This window comes from Lysinibacter sp. HNR (assembly GCF_029760935.1).
GTDB lineage: Bacteria > Actinomycetota > Actinomycetes > Actinomycetales > Microbacteriaceae > HNR.
Genome location: NZ_CP121684.1, coordinates 2,095,375 through 2,115,497, shown reverse-complemented (window position 1 = coordinate 2,115,497; position 20,123 = coordinate 2,095,375). Strand labels below are relative to the sequence as shown.

General features: G+C 57.8%; 21 protein-coding genes. 14 read left to right on the top strand and 7 right to left on the bottom strand.

Annotated features, from left to right (window positions below):
* Positions 1–5: 5 nt before the first annotated feature.
* From tsaB to tsaD, 3 genes are read left to right on the top strand one after another with little or no spacing between them, the layout of a single operon-like run.
* Positions 6–635: a tRNA (adenosine(37)-N6)-threonylcarbamoyltransferase complex dimerization subunit type 1 TsaB gene (tsaB, locus tag FrondiHNR_RS09570; RefSeq protein WP_279352547.1), complete on the top strand. Its 630-nt coding sequence runs from the start codon at positions 6–8 to the stop codon at positions 633–635.
* Between the two features lie 2 nt (positions 636–637).
* Complete coding sequence (rimI, locus tag FrondiHNR_RS09565; protein WP_279354526.1) at positions 638–1,141, top strand: ribosomal protein S18-alanine N-acetyltransferase; 504 nt, start codon at positions 638–640, stop codon at positions 1,139–1,141.
* Entirely contained in the window at positions 1,138–2,202 is a 1,065-nt protein-coding gene (gene tsaD, locus FrondiHNR_RS09560; RefSeq protein ID WP_279352546.1) for a tRNA (adenosine(37)-N6)-threonylcarbamoyltransferase complex transferase subunit TsaD, read from the top strand. Before rimI ends, tsaD begins: the two co-directional genes overlap by 4 nt.
* A gap of 34 nt (positions 2,203–2,236) precedes the next feature.
* Here tsaD and FrondiHNR_RS09555 read toward each other — a convergent pair whose 3' ends face one another.
* Positions 2,237–3,475 (bottom strand): class I SAM-dependent methyltransferase, encoded by a 1,239-nt coding sequence (locus FrondiHNR_RS09555; RefSeq protein WP_279352545.1) that lies wholly within the window; start codon positions 3,473–3,475, stop codon positions 2,237–2,239.
* A 149-nt stretch (positions 3,476–3,624) separates the two neighbouring features.
* Between FrondiHNR_RS09555 and groES the strand changes: the two genes are divergently transcribed.
* The 3 genes from groES (at position 3,625) to guaB (ending at position 6,645) form a co-directional block, all read left to right on the top strand.
* The gene (gene groES / locus FrondiHNR_RS09550; RefSeq protein ID WP_279352544.1) at positions 3,625–3,921 is read left to right on the top strand and encodes a co-chaperone GroES; all 297 of its coding nucleotides are present in this window, start codon (positions 3,625–3,627) and stop codon (positions 3,919–3,921) included.
* A gap of 195 nt (positions 3,922–4,116) precedes the next feature.
* Positions 4,117–5,001, top strand: a complete 885-nt coding sequence (rarD, locus tag FrondiHNR_RS09545; protein ID WP_279352543.1) for an EamA family transporter RarD — start codon at positions 4,117–4,119, stop codon at positions 4,999–5,001.
* Between the two features lie 141 nt (positions 5,002–5,142).
* On the top strand, positions 5,143–6,645 hold the full coding sequence (gene guaB, locus FrondiHNR_RS09540; protein ID WP_279352542.1) for an IMP dehydrogenase: 1,503 nt from the start codon (positions 5,143–5,145) through the stop codon (positions 6,643–6,645).
* Here the strand turns inward: guaB and FrondiHNR_RS09535 are convergent.
* Positions 6,629–7,501 carry an A/G-specific adenine glycosylase gene (locus FrondiHNR_RS09535; protein ID WP_279352541.1) on the bottom strand — a complete coding sequence of 291 codons (873 nt, stop codon included), beginning with the start codon at positions 7,499–7,501 and terminating at the stop codon, positions 6,629–6,631. The genes guaB and FrondiHNR_RS09535 overlap by 17 nt on opposite strands.
* Before the next feature lie 42 nt (positions 7,502–7,543).
* Between FrondiHNR_RS09535 and FrondiHNR_RS09530 the strand changes: the two genes are divergently transcribed.
* From FrondiHNR_RS09530 to FrondiHNR_RS09505, 6 genes are read left to right on the top strand one after another with little or no spacing between them, the layout of a single operon-like run.
* Positions 7,544–8,179, top strand: coding sequence for a hypothetical protein (locus FrondiHNR_RS09530; RefSeq protein ID WP_279352540.1), 636 nt, complete (start codon positions 7,544–7,546; stop codon positions 8,177–8,179).
* A gap of 8 nt (positions 8,180–8,187) precedes the next feature.
* Positions 8,188–9,135: a tRNA pseudouridine(55) synthase TruB gene (gene truB / locus FrondiHNR_RS09525; protein ID WP_279352539.1), complete on the top strand. Its 948-nt coding sequence runs from the start codon at positions 8,188–8,190 to the stop codon at positions 9,133–9,135.
* Positions 9,132–9,500 (top strand): hypothetical protein, encoded by a 369-nt coding sequence (locus FrondiHNR_RS09520; RefSeq protein ID WP_279352538.1) that lies wholly within the window; start codon positions 9,132–9,134, stop codon positions 9,498–9,500. The genes truB and FrondiHNR_RS09520 overlap by 4 nt, the downstream gene beginning before the upstream one ends.
* Before the next feature lie 48 nt (positions 9,501–9,548).
* Complete coding sequence (locus tag FrondiHNR_RS09515) at positions 9,549–9,971, top strand: hypothetical protein (protein WP_279352537.1); 423 nt, start codon at positions 9,549–9,551, stop codon at positions 9,969–9,971.
* Positions 9,972–9,975: 4 nt separating this feature from the next.
* Positions 9,976–10,971, top strand: coding sequence for a bifunctional riboflavin kinase/FAD synthetase (locus FrondiHNR_RS09510; protein WP_279352536.1), 996 nt, complete (start codon positions 9,976–9,978; stop codon positions 10,969–10,971).
* 5 nt (positions 10,972–10,976) lie between these two features.
* Positions 10,977–12,251 (top strand): MFS transporter, encoded by a 1,275-nt coding sequence (locus tag FrondiHNR_RS09505; protein WP_279352535.1) that lies wholly within the window; start codon positions 10,977–10,979, stop codon positions 12,249–12,251.
* Between the two features lie 42 nt (positions 12,252–12,293).
* On the opposite strand, the gene FrondiHNR_RS09500 is transcribed toward FrondiHNR_RS09505, so the two are convergent.
* From FrondiHNR_RS09500 to FrondiHNR_RS09480, 5 genes are all read right to left on the bottom strand, one after another.
* The gene (locus tag FrondiHNR_RS09500; protein ID WP_279352534.1) at positions 12,294–13,004 is read right to left on the bottom strand and encodes a hypothetical protein; all 711 of its coding nucleotides are present in this window, start codon (positions 13,002–13,004) and stop codon (positions 12,294–12,296) included.
* Complete coding sequence (locus FrondiHNR_RS09495) at positions 13,001–13,954, bottom strand: ABC transporter ATP-binding protein (RefSeq protein WP_279352533.1); 954 nt, start codon at positions 13,952–13,954, stop codon at positions 13,001–13,003. Before FrondiHNR_RS09495 ends, FrondiHNR_RS09500 begins: the two co-directional genes overlap by 4 nt.
* A complete protein-coding gene (locus tag FrondiHNR_RS09490; RefSeq protein WP_279352532.1) occupies positions 13,951–14,307 on the bottom strand; it encodes a GntR family transcriptional regulator in 357 nt (118 codons plus the stop codon). Before FrondiHNR_RS09490 ends, FrondiHNR_RS09495 begins: the two co-directional genes overlap by 4 nt.
* 217 nt (positions 14,308–14,524) lie before the next feature.
* A complete protein-coding gene (locus FrondiHNR_RS09485; RefSeq protein ID WP_279352531.1) occupies positions 14,525–15,490 on the bottom strand; it encodes an ROK family protein in 966 nt (321 codons plus the stop codon).
* 23 nt (positions 15,491–15,513) lie between these two features.
* Positions 15,514–16,101 carry a GNAT family protein gene (locus FrondiHNR_RS09480; protein ID WP_279352530.1) on the bottom strand — a complete coding sequence of 196 codons (588 nt, stop codon included), beginning with the start codon at positions 16,099–16,101 and terminating at the stop codon, positions 15,514–15,516.
* A 224-nt stretch (positions 16,102–16,325) separates the two neighbouring features.
* On the opposite strand from FrondiHNR_RS09480, the gene FrondiHNR_RS09475 reads away from it, so the two are divergent.
* Together FrondiHNR_RS09475 and FrondiHNR_RS09470 are read left to right on the top strand one after the other, a co-directional pair.
* A complete protein-coding gene (locus tag FrondiHNR_RS09475; RefSeq protein WP_279352529.1) occupies positions 16,326–18,302 on the top strand; it encodes a glycoside hydrolase in 1,977 nt (658 codons plus the stop codon).
* Between the two features lie 276 nt (positions 18,303–18,578).
* Entirely contained in the window at positions 18,579–20,024 is a 1,446-nt protein-coding gene (locus FrondiHNR_RS09470; protein ID WP_279352528.1) for an aspartate ammonia-lyase, read from the top strand.
* Positions 20,025–20,123 lie beyond the last annotated feature (99 nt).

Below are 20,123 nucleotides of genomic sequence, written 5' to 3'. Positions count from 1 at the left end.
CTTGTATGGTGCTTCTTGCTATTGATACGTCGCTGGGAACCAGCGTCGGCGTGAAAACAGGCTCCGGTGATCTTTACGACGCGGTTTCGGAGGACGCTTTTTCGCATGCCGAAGCCATTGGCGATCTTATCCGTCGGGTGCTGAACGATGCGGGGGTTCATCCCGCGCAGATTACCGGTGTGATTAATGGTGTTGGCCCCGGCCCCTACACGGGGCTCCGGGTGGGCATCGCCGCGGCGCAGGCGTTTGCCGCCGGCCGAGGAGTGCCTCTTGAATCGATCGTGAGCCACGACGCGATAGCCTGGGATCAGCCAGTGACGCTTGGGGAAGACCTGGTCGTAGTTACGGATGCTCGTCGCAGGGAAGTCTACTGGTCGCGCTATACGGCTGTGACAGAGGGGGGCATGGCGGCTTTCTGGGAACGAAAAGACGGGCCCGTCGTGACAAAACCGGATCAGGTACCGTCAGGCATTCCCACGGTTGACGGTAACAGGGTGGGACTCCGGGCTACCTCCCTGATTGAGCGTGCCGATCTGATGCGAACACGCGGGAGTGCGTTTGAAACGGGAGAGGCTCTCTACCTGCGCTCGCCGGACGTGACCCTGTCGCGGGGACCCAAGCGGGTGACGGCGTGAGTATGGTCGAAGAGATCGTTGTGCGGGATGCCACCGTGGCTCATCTTGACGCCATTATGGTGATTGAAAACCAGACCTTTAACCGTGACGCCTGGTCGGTGAACTCCATGCGCGGAGAATTGCTCGCGGCTGATCGACGCTACCTGGTGGCGCTCACCCGAGACGGTGCCGTCGTGGGATACGCGGGACTCCTGGCTTCCCGCGGTGCCGGGGAGGGCGACATCCAGACGATCGCTGTGCTTCCCGAGTGGCGAGGCCGGGGACTTGCCCGGCGTATGCTCGAGATGCTACTGGGCGAGGCTCAAAGCAGGGGGGCACGTGAGATTTTTCTCGAGGTCCGAAAAGACAATCCGGTAGCGGAGGGCCTTTATCAGAGCTTGGGGTTTGAACGTATTGGCATCCGTCGCGGCTACTACCAGCCGGACGGGATGGACGCCGTGGTCATGCGGCTCGCACTGAGCGGCTGGAAGCCTGGACAACCTCGTGAGGAGGAAGAGGCCCAATGAATCGACAGGAACCACTTGTGCTGGGGATTGAGACCAGTTGCGACGAGACGGGCATTGGGATTGTACGGGGAACAACGCTCCTGGCTAATGTGATAGCCTCCAGCATGGATGAGCATGCCCGCTACGGAGGTGTGGTGCCGGAAGTTGCCGCCCGTGCGCATGTCTCGGCGCTGCGACCTACCCTTGAGGGTGCGCTGCGGGAAGCCAACGTCTCGTATGAGGATTTGGATGCGATTGCGGTCACGAGTGGCCCGGGTCTTTCGGGAGCACTCATGGTGGGTGTGGGGGCCGCTAAGGCGCTCGCGCTGGCCACCGATAAACCCCTTTACGCGGTAAACCACCTGGTGGGTCACGTGGGTGCCGATGTTTTGCGCGGCCCTGACAGCGAGCAGCCGCTACAATTTCCCACCGTGGCCCTGCTGGTTTCCGGGGGGCACACCTCGTTGCTTTTGGTGCGTGATCTGGTGGGTGATGTGGAACTGCTCGGTGAGACAATTGACGATGCGGCGGGAGAAGCTTTTGATAAGGTTGCACGAATCTTAGGGTTACCCTATCCGGGAGGCCCACACATTGATCGGGTCGCTACACAGGGTAACCCCCGGGCTATCCGGTTTCCGAGGGGCCTCAGCCTGCCCAAAGATCTGGTGAAGCACCGCTACGATTTTTCTTTTTCCGGGCTTAAAACCGCCGTGGCGCGCTACGTGGAGAAGCTTCAGGATGCGGGACAGGCAGTTCCCACCGCCGACGTTGCGGCGAGCTTCCGTGAGGCGGTTGCCGACGTCCTGACGGCCAAGGCGCTCGCGGCCTGTAACGATCTGGGGGTGCCCCGACTCCTACTGGGTGGTGGGGTGTCGGCAAACGCTCGTGTGCGTGACCTGGCCGCCAAGAGAGCTGCCTCCGCCGGGGTTGAGCTGAGGATTCCGCCGCTGAGCCTCTGCACCGACAACGGTGCGATGATCGCCGCCCTGGGTGCCCAACTTATTATGGCGGGACACGAACCCTCTACGCTGGGTTTTGGGGCCGACTCAACACTGCCCGTGACGGAGATTCACGTTCGTTAAGCGTGGAAGCGTGCGGCGTCGTGATATTTCCGAGTCAGGAAGAAAACGCGGGGAGCCTCTCTGCAAGCAGGGCAACGTGTTTGTGGCCGTGGCGCGTGATAATGAGGGTGGCGTGGTGTGGGCCGCGTAACTGTAGCCTCTTGCGCAGGAGTGCCGGGTCGGTATCCGCGCCACGTTTTTTGATCTCAAGGCTGCCGATCCCGCGGGCGCGCATTGCCTGTTTGAGGCGGCGCTCCTGAAAGGGGAATACCTCAACAATCCTAAAGGCCGAGGCAAATGGTGTGGGAGTGAGCGTCTCTGAGGAGAGATACGCGATTCCCTCGCTCAGCATTCCCGCGCCAATCTGTCGCGCAAGCAGGCCGATAAGACGGGCCCGGATGACGGCACCGTCGGGCTCATAGAGGTACTCTCCGAGCCCGGTCACCGCGGCATCCTCGGAGTCCTGCGCCGCACTGAGCTCATAGCACCGATTCTCGCCCTTTGTGGCGAGGAGAAGCGCTGAGCGTCCCACTCCGGGACGGGCCAGGGGCCCCGACCAGAGCCCCATTTCAACTACCTGGTTGTCGACCGAAACCCACTGTGCCTCAACCCCCTCGGGAATGAGGTCACGATCCAGGCCGGGACCTAGCTTAATGCCGGTGGGGAGTCGCAGCGCTAGATTGTGGGCGAAGTGAAGGCTGGGTGAGTAGTCGTCGGGGTCTGTGATCCGGCGGGTGTTGGAGTGCCCCGCGGTGCGGCGGGCGGGGTCGAGAAAAACGCCGTCTACACCGTCGAGGGGGAACGATTCGGCATCACCCGTGATAACCGTGGCGGTGGGAACGACCGTGCCGGAGAATAGCTCCGCGCCCTGTACCGTGAGATTGTGTGCGGCTATCTTTGCGGTGAGTGGATCGAGTTCTACCGCAGTAACCTCTCGGTTCGCGCGCTGGAGCGCGAGTGAGTTTGCCCCGATGCCGCAACCGAGATCTGCGACTCGGTTCAGCCCCGCGTCAGCGTAGCGGGTGGCATGATGGTCGGCGACGATGCTTCGGGTAGCCTGCTCGAGGCCTGCCTCTGTGAAGAGGAGACGCGACGCGAGCGCTCCAAACTTTTGGATTGCGCGTCGCCGCAGCGCTGCCTGGCCCAGGAGCGCGGACACCTGCCAGGGGGCAAGTCCTTCTGCGCGAAGTCTGCTCACTTCCCGAAGAGGGTCTGTGGGGGCGGAATCTGCTTCACGAGCCAGGATGGCCAGGCCCTCGCGGCTGAGAAGAAAATCCACACCGTCATGGTTCACGGTCGACACCCTTCAAAAGTACAGTATTGGAGGGCAGTGTGTTGGCACTCGCCTTGCGTGAGTGCCAATCGCGCTCTAAACTTCTAGTTAGCACTCTCCTATAGAGGCTGCTAACTCACGTCTTTTAGTTACTAAGAAAGAGGTCAAACGTGTCGGTCTCCATTAAGCCGCTCGAAGATCGGATTGTTATCAAGCAGGTTGAGGCAGAGCAGACAACCGCGTCTGGTCTAGTCATCCCCGATACTGCTAAGGAAAAGCCCCAGGAGGGCGAGGTTGTGTCGGTAGGCCCCGGCCGTATCGACGACAATGGAAACCGCGTTCCGCTCGACATCGCCGTGGGTGACAAGGTCATCTACTCCAAGTACGGTGGAACCGAGGTTAAGTACGACGGTCAAGACTATCTTGTGCTCTCTGCGCGTGATGTGCTTGCCGTGGTGGTTCGCTAGAAAAAATTTGTGAGTTGTGGGTTCGGGTATCTTTCCCGGACCCACAACTTTTTTAACCCCGTATAGGCATCCGGTTGACATCTATGCTCTGTCTCTCGCTATAGGAACAGCAGTTTAGGTTTTGATTTTTCTTGAGCCTATGGGGTTGACCCCACCTCTAAGAGCCCCGTTTTGCAGGGGGACTAGGATAGAGAAGTGAATACGCGCTCCGGTCTGATCTATGCGGTTGGGGCCTACCTTCTGTGGGGCATTGCCCCCGCGTACTTCCTCTTGGTCGGGTCCGCGAATGTTTTTGAAATTGTGCCCTGGCGGATTTTATTTTCGTTGGCCTTTTGCGCGATTTTACTCACCGCGATGCGTGGCTGGGGACAGTTACGCATCCTCTTCAAATCTCCCAGAACCATCGGATTTCTTATGGTTGCGGGTGTTCTCATCTACATCAATTGGCAGCTCTTTGTTCTGCTGATACTCGACAACAACGTGGTCGAGGCTAGTCTCGGTTACTTTATTAACCCCCTCGTGACCGTTCTGCTCGGGGTCTTGTTTCTGCGTGAGAAATTGGCTCTCACGCAGTGGGTCGCCCTCGGTGTGGCTTTTATAGCGGTTCTGATCCTCACCCTGAATTACGGGCGTCTACCGTGGGCTGCGCTTGTTCTTGCGATGTCTTTTGGTCTGTATGGACTGGTGAAAAAGAAGATGGGGGTAATTGTTGGGGCGGTTGCCGGGCTGACCGTAGAAACCGTTTTATTAGCACCGATTGCCATCGTGCAGCTAGTGGTCGTCTCACAGTTTGTTGCCCTGAGCTTCATCGGGGTTTCTCTCACCCACACCCTGTTGCTGTGTGGTCTGGGAGTTATCACCGCGGTTCCCCTGTTGCTTTTTGCGGCGGGTGCCCGCCGCAGCACCCTGACACAGCTGGGGCTCACTCAATTCTTGGCCCCGATCCTACAGTTTCTCTTCGGAGTCTTTGTTCTGGGGGAGAATATGCCCTCGGAGAGATGGCTGGGGTTCTCCCTGGTGTGGGTCGCGATACTTATCGTCGTGTGGGGCACAATTCGCGGGGGTCGCAGGGGGAAGTGAGGGACGGTGAGGGTGAAACCCGTTCCTACCGCCCGGTAAAGTGAGTAAGGAGCATATCCGCACGTAAAGTCGTTTACGATTGTTAGATGGCACTTCACGTGAGCGCCGACTCCGTTGCAACTTTAACCACAAGAGGGTGTTATGGATCAGCACGATCCTTTTGGATTTACCGGACTAACCTACGACGATGTGCTGCTTTTGCCGGCGCACACGGACGTCATTCCGAGTGAGGCTGACACCTCCTCGCGTATTAGCAAGAGAATTAGGGTGGCAGTGCCACTGATATCCGCCGCGATGGATACCGTGACTGAGGCTCGCATGGCTATATCAATGGCGAGGCAGGGTGGAATTGGAATACTGCACCGTAATCTGTCAATCCAGGATCAGGTTGAGCAGGTTAGACAGGTCAAGCTGAATGAGTCCGGGATGATTACCAATCCGGTCACAACAAACCCGGAGGCGACGGTCTCTGAGGTTGATGCCCTGTGTGGCGAGTACCGGGTGAGTGGGCTTCCCGTTGTGGATAATCGGGGAATCCTGGTGGGAATCATCACCAATCGGGACATGCGTTTTGTTGATCCTGTGACAAAGAACACCACCCGTGTGCGCGACGTGATGACTCCAACCCCGCTGATCACCGCCGCTGTGGGCACCACGCCGGAAGAGGCATTTGCTCTGCTAGGAGAGCACAAAATCGAAAAGCTTCCACTGGTTGATGCCGAGGGAAAGCTTCGAGGCCTCATGACGGTGAAGGACTTTGATAAGCGCGAGAAATACCCGCACGCCACTAAGGACGACTCCGGACGCCTTCGAGTGGGGGCGGCTATCGGTTTCTTTGGAGACGCCTGGCAGCGTGCCGAGGCGTTGCGCGATGTGGGGGTGGACCTCCTGGTTGTTGACACCGCAAACGGTGATAGCCGCGGGGTTCTTGAAATTATTGCAAAGCTCAAGCGTGACCCCTCTTTTGCGAATATCGACATCATGGGTGGGAACGTGGCGACTCGGTCGGGTGCTCAGGCGCTGGTTGATGCGGGGGCGGACGCCGTGAAGGTTGGCGTTGGGCCGGGGTCGATCTGCACCACTCGTATTATTGCCGGCGTGGGTGTTCCTCAGGTGACCGCGGTGTATGAAGCCTCCCGTGTGGCGCGCGAGGCCGGTGTGCCCGTGATCGCCGACGGCGGTTTGCAGTACTCCGGTGACATTGCAAAGGCTTTGGTTGCGGGAGCGGACGCGGTTATGGTGGGTTCGCTGCTGGCGGGAACCGATGAGAGCCCCGGAGACCTGGTATTTGTGGGCGGAAAACAGTATAAAAATTATCGCGGAATGGGTTCTCTTGGGGCCCTGCAAACCCGGGGCGAGCGTACCTCCTACTCCAAGGATCGCTATTTCCAGGCGGATGTACCGAGTGATGAGAAACTGATTCCTGAGGGTATTGAGGGTCAGGTTCCCTATCGCGGACCGGTGTCTGCCGTTGCCTTCCAACTTATCGGCGGTCTGCGCCAATCCATGTTCTACGTGGGTGCCCGCACGATCGAGGAGCTTAAGGCTCGCGGTAAGTTCGTGCGGATTACTGCGGCGGGCCTCAAGGAGTCGCACCCGCACGATGTGCAGATGGTGGTAGAGGCTCCTAACTACCGTCGCTGAGCGTGTAGCCGTTCGGGCGTTCCACAAGAAGGCCGTCTTTGAGGAGTCCCGCGAGGGCACGATCGCGCTGGATCACGTCGTCCCAGAGCAGCTCAACACGCTCGGGGGCGACGGGCCCGGTGCTGGTACGGGCCTCCGCCATAATGAGACCACGAACTTGACGGTCGGAACCCTCATATTTCTTCTGCACCGGTTTTTTGGGGCCGGTGTATTCGGGGTAGCCCGTTTGCTTCCAGGCGCAGTCTGCGGCAAGCGGGCACGTGTCGCAGAGCGGGTTTCTTGCGGTGCACACCAGGGCACCCAGTTCCATGATGGCGGCGTTAAAGGTAGCCGCTTCCGCATCATCCTCGGGCATAAGCTCTGTCATGTCTCGCAGATCGGATGCGGTGCTTGGGGGTGCGGCTTCCGCCTGCCCCTTGACCGCGCGCGCGATAACGCGACGGGTGTTGGTATCAACAACGGGGTGTCTGTCACCGTGGGCAAAGACGGCGACGGCGCGCGCGGTGTAATCACCCACCCCGGTGAGGGTGAGGAGCGTGTCCACGTCTCGTGGAACCACCCCGCCATGCTGCTCGGTGATGATTGTGGCCGCGCGGTGTAACCACAGTGCCCGACGAGGATAGCCAAGGCTGTGCCATGCCCGTAGAGCCTCGCCTGCGGGCTCAGCGGCGAGCGCTGCGGGTGTGGGCCAGCGTTCCATCCACTCCAAAAAACGGGGGATGACCCGGATGACGGGGGTCTGTTGCAGCATAAATTCGCTGACGAGTACGGCCCATGCCGAGGTTTCCTGCCCGCGCCACGGTAGTTCGCGGCGGTTCGCGGCAAACCACGAGTTGATAAGCCGCCATTTTTCCATGACCACAAGCGTATCGCAGCGGGAGCACCGTAGACTGGGGGCATGTTCAGGTGGAGTAGCGCAAAGAAGAAGGTCATCGCCCAACTGATCGACGACTATCTGGCGCTCTATCCGCGTGGTCGCACCATACTGGGCTGCGATACGGCTTATGGTGCTGCGGGTGGTGCCTTTGCCGATGATCTCGCCCAGGAGTTTACCCACAGGAGTGTCGCGGTTTTTCGTGCCAGCCTGGAGGACTTTTTTGCCCCGGCCGCTATCCGCTATCTGATGGGGCGTGACTCCAGTCGTGGATACTACGAGTACGCGTATGACGAGTCTCTCCTCCGCAGAGTGCTTATCGGCCCGTTCAAACTCGGTGGTAGTACCGGCTTTGTGTGTGAGGGATTTGATAAACAGCGTGACCAACCGTATGAGTCCCGCTGGATAACCGCGCCCGCGGATGCGGTTCTGATCGTGGACGGTCCGTTTTTGAATCGACCCACGCTTCGCGGAGTGTGGAATCAATCTCTGTGGCTTTTTTCGGATAGGGTTTCGGTGGGTGATTCACCGTCTGCTATTCGTAACGCCGCCGCCGATACTCTGTACCGACAGCGGGTGCGGCCCATTTCGTATGCGGCGGCTGCCGTGGATCTCAGTGATTCCGATCATCCGGTTCGCGTGTTCCACGATTTTTGTTAGGACGTTTTGTGTCTCTTGCTGACGGGACGGTTCCCACGGGTATTCTGCTGATCGATAAGCCCGAGGGCATGACTAGTCACGATGTGGTGTCGCGAATCCGTAAGAAGTTGGGCCTCAAAAAGGTGGGTCACGCGGGGACCCTTGATCCGATGGCAACGGGGATGCTTGTTGCGGGGGTGGGAAGTTCCACCCGTCTGCTCACGTTTTTGGTGGGTGCGGATAAGGAATATGTGGCCACCATACGGTTGGGTTCAACAACGGTGACCGACGATCGAGAGGGAGAAACTCTCAAAACCGCCCCTGAGGAGGCGATTCGGGCTATTACCCCGGAGCGGCTGAGTCTGGGTATTCGTGATCTTACGGGGGATATTAAACAGCGTCCGAGCGCGGTAAGCGCGATTAAGGTGGCTGGAAAGAGAGCATACGATCGGGTGAGATCCGGTGAGAGTGTTGATCTACCGGCCCGGCCCGTGACGGTGAGCGAGTTTGTGATTGTGGACGTTCCGCGTCCGGTTTACACCGACAAAACACTGACCGCGCTCGACTGCGATGTGCGGGTGGTGTGCTCATCGGGCACCTATATTCGGGCCCTCGCGCGTGATCTGGGAGACGCTCTTGGAGTGGGTGGGCACTTGACCGCGCTCCGACGCACTCGGGTGGGTCCGTTTGATATCAAGGACGCTGTTGATCTTGATGCCGACAACCTGGCCGATCAGCTTCGGGGGGCCGCCTCCGTTGCCTCACACCTGTTTCCCACACTCTCCTTGAGCGCGGAACAGACCCTGGCGCTTGAGCAGGGTAAACGGGTGCGTGTTGGGCAGACAGAGGGCGCCGGGCACGCCTGGCATGCACCAATTGTTGCGGCACTTGCGCCTGACGGTCGTCTGGTGGGTCTCGTGAGCGTTACTCGGGGAGAAACGCGGGTGATTGTGAACTTCCCGGTGGTGCACGCATGATTGAGTGGTTTGCCTGGTTACAGGTGTGGGTCGCGTGCATCGCCGCGGTTATTTGTCTCGGATTTTTCCTGGCTCGGCGTGGCCCGAACGACTATACGCTGGGATCTGTACTGCTGGTTGAGGTGTTGCTCATCGCGCAGGCGATCATAGCGATTATTGCGCCGATGGCGGGGAACCAGCCCACCGGAGACGGTCTGGAGTTTGCGCTGTACCTGATCTGCGCCCTTGCGATTCCCGCTGTCGCGGGGTTTTGGGCACTCAGCGATCGCACCAAGTGGAGTAATCTCATCCTGGCGGTTGTGGGAGGAACCGTCGCTGTGATGGTGTTTCGTATGCTTCAGATCTGGACGGTGCAGGGCGCGTGATGCCGAGTGCCACTGAACCTCGTTATTTACGAGTAAACTTAGCCTGTTATGTCTGAGGTGAGTAGAGAGTCTGAGCGGCAAAAAAGTATTGGTCTGGGCCGGGTGCTTGTTGTGGTGTACGGTATTTTAGCCTTGGCCGCCGTCGCTCGTTCGGTGTATCAAATTGCTACCAAGTTTGAAGAGGCTCCCGTGGCATATCTTCTCTCCGCTGTCGCGGGTGTGGTGTATTGCGTTGCCGCGGTTGCACTGCTGCGTCCCGGTCGGGGGTGGCGCACTATCGCCTGGGCGGCCGTTATCTTTGAGATGTGTGGCGTGTTGGTTGTGGGCGTGCTGAGCCTGGCGATGGGTGATCTTTTCCCTCACGATACTGTGTGGTCTGGTTTTGGCCGCGGTTATATTTTTATTCCTCTTGTTCTTCCTGTGCTTGGTATCCTTTGGCTCAAGCGCCGTGACTCGTATCGGACAGTTTAAACTTATGCGTGTTTTTTCTTCACTTGAGACGATTCCCTCCGACCTTCCGGGGTCTGTTGTTGCCGTGGGCAAGTTTGACGCGATCCATGTGGGGCACACGCAGATCCTCCGTCGATTGCGTTCTGTGGCGGATGAGCGGGGTCTTGCGACTGTCGTGTTTACCTTCAGTAATAATCCGCTCAGTGTGGTTGCCCCCGAGGCCTGCCCCGAACCGCTACTCAGCCAGGCGCAGAAGTTGGAACTCCTGGATCAGGAAAATATCGACACTGTGGTGAACATCCCCTTTGACGCCGACTTTGCCGCGACCACGCCCGACGATTTTGCGAGAGATATTCTGGCGGGAAAACTATCTGCAAAACACGTTCTTGTGGGGCCCGATTTTCGATACGGACAGGGAGGCTCGGGGAATACCGACACCCTGATGAGAGCTGGGGAGCGACTAGGTTTTACCGTTGAGCTGGTGGAGAACGTGGTTGTTCCCGACGAGAAGATTCACACGTCCGACTCGCTCACAAACAAAAAAGAACATCTTCGGGTCTCGGCCACTATGATTCGTTCCGCGCTCAAACACGGTGAGGTGGAGCGTGCCGCTGAGTTGCTGGGGAAGCCACACTCCGTACGCGGTGAGGTGGTGCACGGAGCACAGCGAGGACGCGAGTTGGGCTTTCCCACGGCAAATTTGAGCCCAGAGCCGGAGGGGATGGTTCCGGCTGATGGGGTTTACGCGGGATGGGTGCTCCTGGGCACGGACGATGCCGCGGGTACGGTCGAGAGACTCCCCGCCGCGATTTCTGTGGGGGTGAACCCTACCTTTGGTGATGTTGCCCAGAGCCAAGTCGAAGCCTACGTTATTGATCGAACACTCGATCTCTATGGGCGCACCATTACGGTTGAATTTGTCTCGAGAATCAGGGGAATGGTAGCTTTCAAATCGCTTGACCTTCTTATTGATCAGATCACCAACGATGTTGCGGAGACGCGTCGGATTCTGGGGACGTGATTTTTGTGAAGGGTTCTTCGTCTCTCTTTGGCTCCTTCTCGGGAAAGATTTTGGTGCTGGTTGCTATCTTTCTCATGGCCCTTAACCTGCGCAGCGCGGTTGCTGCCGCCTCACCGGTCTTTGTGTATATTGCGCAGGATATGCAGTTGAGTGTTTCGGACATGGCGATTATCGGGATGCTTCCTCCCGTTCTCTTTGCGATCTGCGGTGCCCTGACACCGTCAATTGTGCGCCGGGCATCTCTGGAGTCCGTCACGGTTCTTGCACTAGCGATCCAAGCTTTTGGGCTAATCGTTCGCACCGTTTCTCCCTCGAGCGTGTGGCTTATTGTGGGAAGTATTCTGATTTTTGCCGGAATAGGGATGGGGAACGTTCTCCTCCCGCCTCTGGTAAAGAAAAACTTTTCCCAGAACATTGCTTTGATGACAACGGCTTACACAACGTTAATCGCGGTGGGGACCTTTGCTCCGGCATTTCTTGCGGTCCCGATAGCTGCGGAGGCGGGGTGGCGTGCTTCCTTTGCGGTGTGGGCGGCTCTTGGCGTAGTTGTGCTGGTTCCCTGGGTAGCGATTGTTATCGGGGCACATCGCCGAATGTCTACGCTGCACAATCAGGGTGCGGGGGCACCGAACGACACCGCACGATCCGGTAACCCTCCCGTGACCGGTCCCGTTATCACCGGGAAGATGCGTCATTCACCGGTTGCCTGGGCCGTTACCCTGGTTTTTACGCTCTCCAGTATGAACGCCTACAGCATGTTTTCGTGGCTGCCCAGTATCCTCACGGAAACGGCGGGTGTCACCACGGCCGAGGCCGGAAGCCTGTTGGGTGTTTTTGCTCTCATGGGGCTTCCCGCGTCCCTCCTGGTACCGTGGCTTGCCAATCGCCTGGGAAGCGTGAGTCCCCTGATCTACCTCTTTATCGGGTGTGGAATTCTGGGCTACGCGGGGCTGCTTCTTTTTCCTGAGACGCTCACCTGGCTCTGGGTCGTTTTGGCGGGGATTGGGCCCGCGCTCTTTCCCATTGCCCTTCTTCTTATCAATCGCCGCACACGCAGTCACCACAGCGCCATCGCGCTAAGCGGTTTTGTGCAGTCGGTGGGGTACACCCTGGGCACGGTAGGACCGCTCGGTATCGGTTTTTTACACGACCTCACGGGAGGGTGGACCGTGCCGATCGGGGTGCTGACCGTTCTTTATCTGGGGGCAATCTGGTCTGCGTTTGTGCTGCGTGTTCCCCGCCCGGTTGAGGACGATTGGGCTGCGGGGGGCCGTCGCTGATCTGGGAATCGCCGCTGACCGCCCGCGCGTTCTTGCCGTGAACTACCGCACCGTTACCGGGCGGAGAAACAACCAGGTGCCTACGGAGCACAGAAGGATTGTTGCGAGGGAGAGTGCTCCCAGCCACCAGAGCTGAAACGCCTTAAAGATCTCGGATGCAGAGGGGATGAATATTATCAGTGCCACCAGCACGATAAGAACAAACCCCAGGGCAACGAGTTGGGGCCCACGCGAGCCCAGGCGTAGCCAGGAAGCCCCAAAGAAGCTGCTGATCGCAAGTATCGTGAGGGTGCCGAGGAACACGTTGGGAATGAGCTGGGCGAGGTTCCCTGCGCCCAGGATGGTGATGTCAAAAATGTAGAAGTTGCTGAACCAGTGCCCAGTGGCAACTTCAAGGAGCATGAGCACACCGAGCATAACCGTCAGGTAAGCGGAAATCAGGATTTGCCAGATGAAGGTTCCTCCCGTGAATCCTCGCCGTGTTGCCCCGAGCGACAGCGCAAAGGGAAACGTGGTAGAGACCGTGGTTACGCCGAGGGCACCAAAAAATCCGGCGTACGAGTAGAGCAACCCGGGATTGCTTTGGCTTCCCATGATCCAGTCGGGTGATCCGGGTTGGGAACCGGAGCGCCAGAAAAGCAGCGAAATCACAACAGAAACGAGGGCGACAATCGCCAGGATGATGAGGGGTATGTAGAACGAGAACAGGCGCCTATTAGTGTGCAGTTTGAGGGTGGGAATAACGGTGTTCATGAGAAATCCTTGGGGGGAGGGGGCATGGAGGACGCCACAGGAGACGCTGAGGCGGGGGAGAGGTGATCGGGAGATATCGGTTGTGCGGGGTTACCCTGGGCCAGCATCAGGTCTTGCAGCGTTGCTGTTGTGACCTGGACTCCGCTTGCGAGCGCCTCCGACGCAACAGCGTCGGTGAGTTCTCCATCGACAACGGCCGATCGCAGGGAACCGGTGTTTTGCTGATTGAGCACGCGCTTGTTGGAGAGAAAGCTTGTGATTCTTTCTCCCGCCCCGGAGGCGATGTAGGCGGTTTTGCGGATTTCGTCGGGGGCGCCATCCATAACAATACGCCCCTCATTGAGTAGTAGTACGTGGTCAAAAAGGGGCTCCGCTTCCTCTACCAGGTGGGTTGAGAAGAGAACGGTTCGTGGGGTAGTGGTGATCTCGCGGAGGAGGATATCGTAGAAAAAGTGGCGGGCTCCCACGTCAAGGCCGAGGTAGGGTTCGTCAAAAAGTGTGAGGGGGGCTCGGGAGGCCAGCCCCAGTATGATCGCGATTGCGGAGAGCTGTCCGCGCGAGAGTTTCTTGATCTTTGTTTTCCCGGGGATCTGGAAGCCGTCGGCCAGTTCGGCCGCGAGGTCTGCATCCCAGCGCTGCGCAAAAGCCGGCGCGATGCGGAGCACATGCCGCAGGTAATAGTCGTCGGGGTAGCGCTGGTTGTCGCGAATATAACTGATCTGAGCCAGAGTATCTGCGTTTTCGTAGGGGGTCTGTCCGTTTATCGTCACCGTTCCAGAGGTGGGACGGTCCTGCCCCGAGAGGAGCGACATGAGGGTGGTTTTTCCCGCCCCGTTGCGGCCGAGCAACCCGCAGACCGATCCTGCCGCAACGGTGAAGCTCACTCGGTCTAGCGCGGTATTCTTGCGGAAGGATTTGGTGACGTTACGAAGTTCAACAGTGTGTGTCATCGCTGACTCTCCTCTATTATCTGTGATAATTCTGTCGGCTCAATCCCGAGTATCCGTGCCTCGCGAAGGAGCGGTTCAATAAATTGGGTGTGAAACTCGGCTCGTCGCTGTGCACGAAGAATGGCCTGAGCTCCAGTGGCTACAAACATTCCAACCCCTCGTTTCTTGTAGAGAATGCCCTGCTCGACCAGAAGATTAACGCCCTTACCGGCGGTGGCCGGATTAATGCGGTAAAAAGCTGCGTACTCATTGGTGGAGGGCACAGCAGATTCCTCTGGATAGACGCCGTTGACGATCTCATCGGCGATCATGGCGGCGAGTTGCTGGAAGATGGGTTGATCATCCGTGAACATTAACACCTCAGACTGGTCTTAATTGGTTAGTTACTCCACTAGCTAACCTATGTGCATGGCGTGACAAAGTCAAGCACAGAACACATCTGAGCCTTGGAGGAGACACGATCTCGAGCCTTGGCGGGAAGAGCTCTTTGTGCCTTAGGGGATAGCAACGCGTCGGGCCCGGGCGAATCCATCGCGGCCGAACCGCGGAAGAGGACTCCGTCCGGACCTGCTATCCCTGTTTGGCCAGCAGAGCGGCACCCAGCAGGGGGCCGTCATCACCAAGTTCGCTTGCCACAACCCGGGTTTTACGCGCGTAGGCCAGAGGATGCTGAGTCACGGCTTTCTGCACCAGCCGAGCGTAGTCGTGCGTAACTCGGGAGAAGCCCCCACCAATCGCAACCAGCTCAAGATTGAGGAGTGCCGAGGCGCCCGCTATAGCCTGCCCGGTGGCCGCCGCGGAACGCTCTACCGCGGCAATAGCGATCTCGTTTCCGGCGCTGTAGTCGCGAGCGAGATCGTGACCGTCGTTGCCGTTCCATCCGTAGGAGCGCGCCCAGGCGATACTGGCCGGGCCGGAGGCAACCTCCTCCACAGTAAGCGAATCACCAATAAACCCGGCACGAGGACCGCGGGGTTCTGGGGTGCTCGTCAGGGCCTGGCTAAAGCCGCTCACATAGGTTTGGCCAATGTGACCCGCGTTACCCGAGGCGCCTCTGAGTAGGGAACCGTCGGTAATCACTCCGCCACCAATACCGGTGGATACCACCATGCTCATAAAGTTTGTGACCCCTCGTCCCGAACCGTAGTGGTGCTCGGCCAGGGCTATCGCTGTGCCGTCAAGACCAAAAGCAATGTGTGCGTCGGGAAACAGCGGGAGAACCGCGGAGGCTACCAGGTCACGGAGGGGATACTCTTTCCACGCCGGGAGGTTTACGGGGGTTGTTGTCCCCTCACCGGTGTCAATGGGGCCGGCCGTGGCAATTCCCACCCTGTCTATGGAAGTGTGAGGGGGGAGCGAAGCGATTGATTGCTGGAGTGCGCTGCTCACAGACGCGGCCAGCTCCTCTCGCGTTGCTTGCGATCCTGTCGGCTGTCTGTGCCTGCTCCCCGCGACTATGCTGCCCCGACTAACGAGGGCCGCATCAACTTTGGTTCCGCCGAGATCAACGGCGAGCGTGTAGGCATCGTGTTCCATAGCCACAGTCTATGGCGTGTGATCTAGTCTTTTGTCACCCGCCCCGCGCGTTCCTCCCACTCGTCGCTGAGTATTCCGTAAATACCCGTATCTGCCCACTCACCTTTAAAGAATTCGTCGTGACGCAGGTGGGCCTCCTTCTGCATTCCCAGCCGAAGGCACAGCGACACGGAAGCGTCGTTGCGGGGATCGAGAAGAGCAAAAACCCTGTGTAGTTTCATGGTGTAAAACGCCACATCCAGTAGGGCTTGAGCGGCCTCGGAGGCGTAGCCATGACCGTGAAACTGTGGATGCAATACCCAGCCTATTTCGGCGCGTGAGTGCTCTACGCTATCAAGCTTGAAATACATCTCCCCTATCGTGGCACCGTCGCTGCGACGCTCCGCGAGGAGCATCATGTAGTCTCCGTCCTGTGCGAGTGAGTCCCTGATCGAGTGTTCTTGAATTTTTTTGATGACGGTATCACGATCCCGCGGAGGATAAGGAAGATAGCGGGTAACCTCTTCGTCTGCCTGGTACGTGAGTATGGCTTCGGTGTCATCGAGAGTCATTAGCCTGAGAGATAGTCGAGGGGTGACGAGGGGTTCTGACAGGCTGTATGGGTGCACCATTTCAGTATAGGAGGTGCGGGTGAGCGCGGAACTCTCTGTGGAAGGTCTTGCCCTTCAGGCGAACTTGCGGTTTTTGCGCAGGGCTTTTGCAGGGAGGCTTTCCGACCCTTAAGTACTATTTTCTTTACGGCCGAGGTTAGCGCTAGTAGGACTCCGGCTCATAAAGTTTTATAACTTTATCTTCCCCCTAATGTTTCTAAAAAGAAGGGAAGAAGATGCTTCGAATGAGAAAAACTACCGGGCGACTCTGGGCTGTTGCCACAGCCCTGGGAACCGTTGTGATGCTCACAACGGGCTATTTTGTACCGCTCTACAGTGCGAGCGCTGCCCCCGTGACGAATGAGGGTACAAAATTGATCGTTCCGTTAGGTAACGCGAACGCCGAGATTGACCTGACCTCGCTTCAGATTGACTTCGAGAAGGATAACGGCGAGAGGGTGCGGTGGGCAGAGCCCGCCATCCTCGACGGTAAGGTTGACGGTTTTGTCAACACCGACGATACCGCCCTGTGGGACTACTCAGGCATCGGGCTGAGTGCCTCTGCCAGCCAGGTGGAGGGTAGACTACACATCATCCTGGAGTCCGACCGAGATGTCTCTTTGGAGTGGCCCGCTACCGGACAGGATTCCCATACCACCTCCATTGAGTTCACACGAGGTAGCGGACAAACTATTCCTGTTGCCGATCCATTCTGGCTTGCAGCGGGAGAAGACCTGTTTGATGAGCCGGCGCAATTGGCGGGTGATCTATCTATGCCCTTTTGGGGGACCACCTATGATACTCAAGGTTTGAACGTTATTGTGCCAACCGATATAGGTACCACCCTTGAGTTTAAGAAAAAAGACGAGAGGATCTATGCGCAGGCCGCGCACGAGTTCAGCGCTGATCGTCAAACTTCCACGTACGAAGTTATCTTTACCCCCACAACCGGTGGAGCGGTTGACGCAGCTCTCGACTACCGTGACTATCTTCACAAGACCTCGGGCATCGTCACTCTCCGGGAAAAAATAGAGCAAAACCCCAATGTTGAGTCGCTCATCGGAGCCCCGCACGCTTACGTCTGGGGTGACGGGCGCGATCCTGAACTTGTGCATAAGCTCAATGCGTTGGGCATTAACCGCATGTGGATTGGATACGATGCCGATGGAAGCCCGCCATCTCCCTACACGGTTAGCCTGGCACAGGACTCCGGGTTTCTGGTTGCCCCCTACGATACCTGGGCTAACGCGCAAGACCCCGAGAAGTCTGACACTCCCGCGGCCCTGTGGCCCTCTCCGCTGTGGCCGGACGGGTGTGTGATGAATAAGGACGGAACACCGGTGACGGGTTTTGGAGGACGCGGATGTTACCTGAGCAGCGCTGCACTGCGACAGGCGCAGAAAGATTCCAACGTTCTGACCGAGCGAGTAAAGAGCTTTACAGAGAACGGTGTCCAGAGCTATTTCCTTGACGTGGACGCGGTGGGACAGCTTTTTCGCGACTACAATCCACTTCGCCCGGCTACGGAGGCGGAGGACCGAAAAATTCGTCTTGAGCGAATGAAGGCCCTTGCCCTGGGAGAGTTTTCTCAGAACAGCCCCTTGGTAACGGGATCCGAAGCCGCTGCAGACTGGGCTAACAGCGCCATTAGCTACTCTCACGGTAGTTCTACACCGGTGCCGGGTTCTTTCTTCAGCTTTCAAAAAAACACCGCCGTGTGGGGTGGTTACTATCCCCTGGGGAGACCAGGAATATTTTTCAAAGAGGCTGATCTACCCGACGACCTAGCAACCAAGATGTTTGCGCCCGAGTACAGGGTTCCCCTTTATCAAACGGTATTGCACGACTCTGTTATTTCAACTGACCGCTGGGAGCTGGGTTTGTACAAGCTTCCTCAGCTGAGCGGTAAGCGCACACTGCTGAGTCTTCTGTATAACGAACCAATCAATCTGGCTCTCGATACCCGGGAGCTTGAAGCGCACGGGGAAGAAATTGCTCGTATTCAGAAGTTCTTTATGGAGATTCAGGACGTGGCGGGTCTTGAACCGCTTACCTCGTTTGAATTTTTGGACGATACGAAGCGGGTGCAGCAAACTGTTTTTGGTGATGGTGTTCTGACCCTAACCGCTAACTTTGGTGATTCCCTCAGTGGCGGCGTGGACGCAGGGTGTATTAGCGCGGCTCTTCCCGGTGCAAAAACAATAACCTACTGCACACCGTAGTTGGTGATGCGCGGTAATCCGGCGGGAACCCGTTATATCGCATGAGTCACGCTGGTTGGGGATGGACTTTGACTCCCTTCCCAACCGGTTTTTCCTAGGATCACGATTTTTAGTAGGCCTCCAAAAATCTCAGTTTCTTTAATCGAATCATAAGAAATGCGTTCTTTTACGGTTTTCTGGCTACTGAAACCGTCATCTGACGAGTAGGCTTGATTGGTGAGGAAAACCTCGATACGAACACTCAACGCCGAGACAATCTGGAGCGTCTAAACAGTCATGAACAATACCTCGTCCCCCATCCGTGTTGAAAAAGACTCCCTGGGAACGTTAGAGATACCCGCAGATGCTTATTGGGGCATCCACACGGCTAGGGCCCACGAAAACTTTCCTATCGCAAAGCGTCCGATCTCCGTGTATCCCGAGTTCATCCGGGCCTACGCGTGTGTTAAGCAAGCGGCGGCGCGTGCCAACGCCGAAATCGGTGTCCTGAGTCAGGAAAAAGCGGACTACATCGACCGCGCGTGCGAAGATGTCAAAAACGGTATGCTCCTTGATCAGTTTGTGGTGGGGGTTATCCAGGGCGGCGCTGGAACCTCCAGTAACATGAACGTCAACGAGGTTATTACCAACCGTGCTCTCGAAATTGCGGGCCGTCCGCGCGGTGACTACGCATTTATCAATCCGATTGATCACACCAACCGTAGCCAGAGCACTAACGACACCTATCCCACCGCCATCAAAATTGCCCTGGCGTTCTCACTGCGCAACCTCCTCAATGAGATCGATCTTTTGCGCGTTTCCTTCTTGAATAAATCATCCGAATTTTCGCAGGTGCTCAAAATCGGGCGCACCCAGATGCAGGATGCGGTTCCCATGACGCTCGGTCAGGAGTTCCACGGTTTTGCAACGACCATAGCCGAAGATATCGAGCGTCTCGAAGATGCTAAGGCTCTTCTGCGTGAGATTAATATGGGGGCAACCGCGATCGGTACCGGTATCACTGCCCCCAAGGGATATAAGGAAACCGTGGTGCGTCATTTGCGCGAGATAACGGGACTCAACCTGGTGACGGCGAGTGACCTGGTGGAGTCCACCAGCGATACGGGGGCGTTTGTCACCTTCTCCGGGGCGCTTAAGCGGAGTGCGGTGAAGCTCAGCAAGATCTGCAACGATCTGCGCCTGCTCTCCTCGGGGCCGCAGGCCGGTTTGGGTGAGATAAATCTCCCTCCGCGTCAAGCCGGTTCGAGCATTATGCCCGGAAAGGTGAACCCCGTTATTCCCGAGGCCGTGAGCCAGGTTGCATACTCTGTTGTCGGGGCGGACATGACCGTAACGATGGCGGTTGAGGCCGGCCAATTGCAACTCAACGCGTTTGAACCCGTTATCGCGCACTCGCTTTTTCAGAGCATCACCTGGCTGGAGCGGGCTATTGCGACTCTGCGTGTCAACTGTGTAGACGGAATAACCGCTAACGAAGATCGCCTGGCCGATATGGTTGCGCGTTCCGTGGTTGTTATTACAGCCCTGACTCCCTACATCGGGTACCAGGAGGCGGCCTCTTTGGCGCACACAGCGCTCGCCGCAAATGCCAACGTTGCGGATCTGGTGGTGGAGAGCGGGTTGCTCACTCGTGAGGAGGTTGACCACCTCTTTGAACCTGATCGTCTTTCTGGTGTCACTCCCGCTACGTCATCGATCAGTATTATTCGCGCTAATCAATAGCTCGGGTGGCGCGCGTCGCCCGGTGGTGTGGCGCGCGTCTTGATCCTCGTGGTGGTGCGTCCCGATGTTTAGACGCTGTTTGCGACGTGAGTCGTCGCG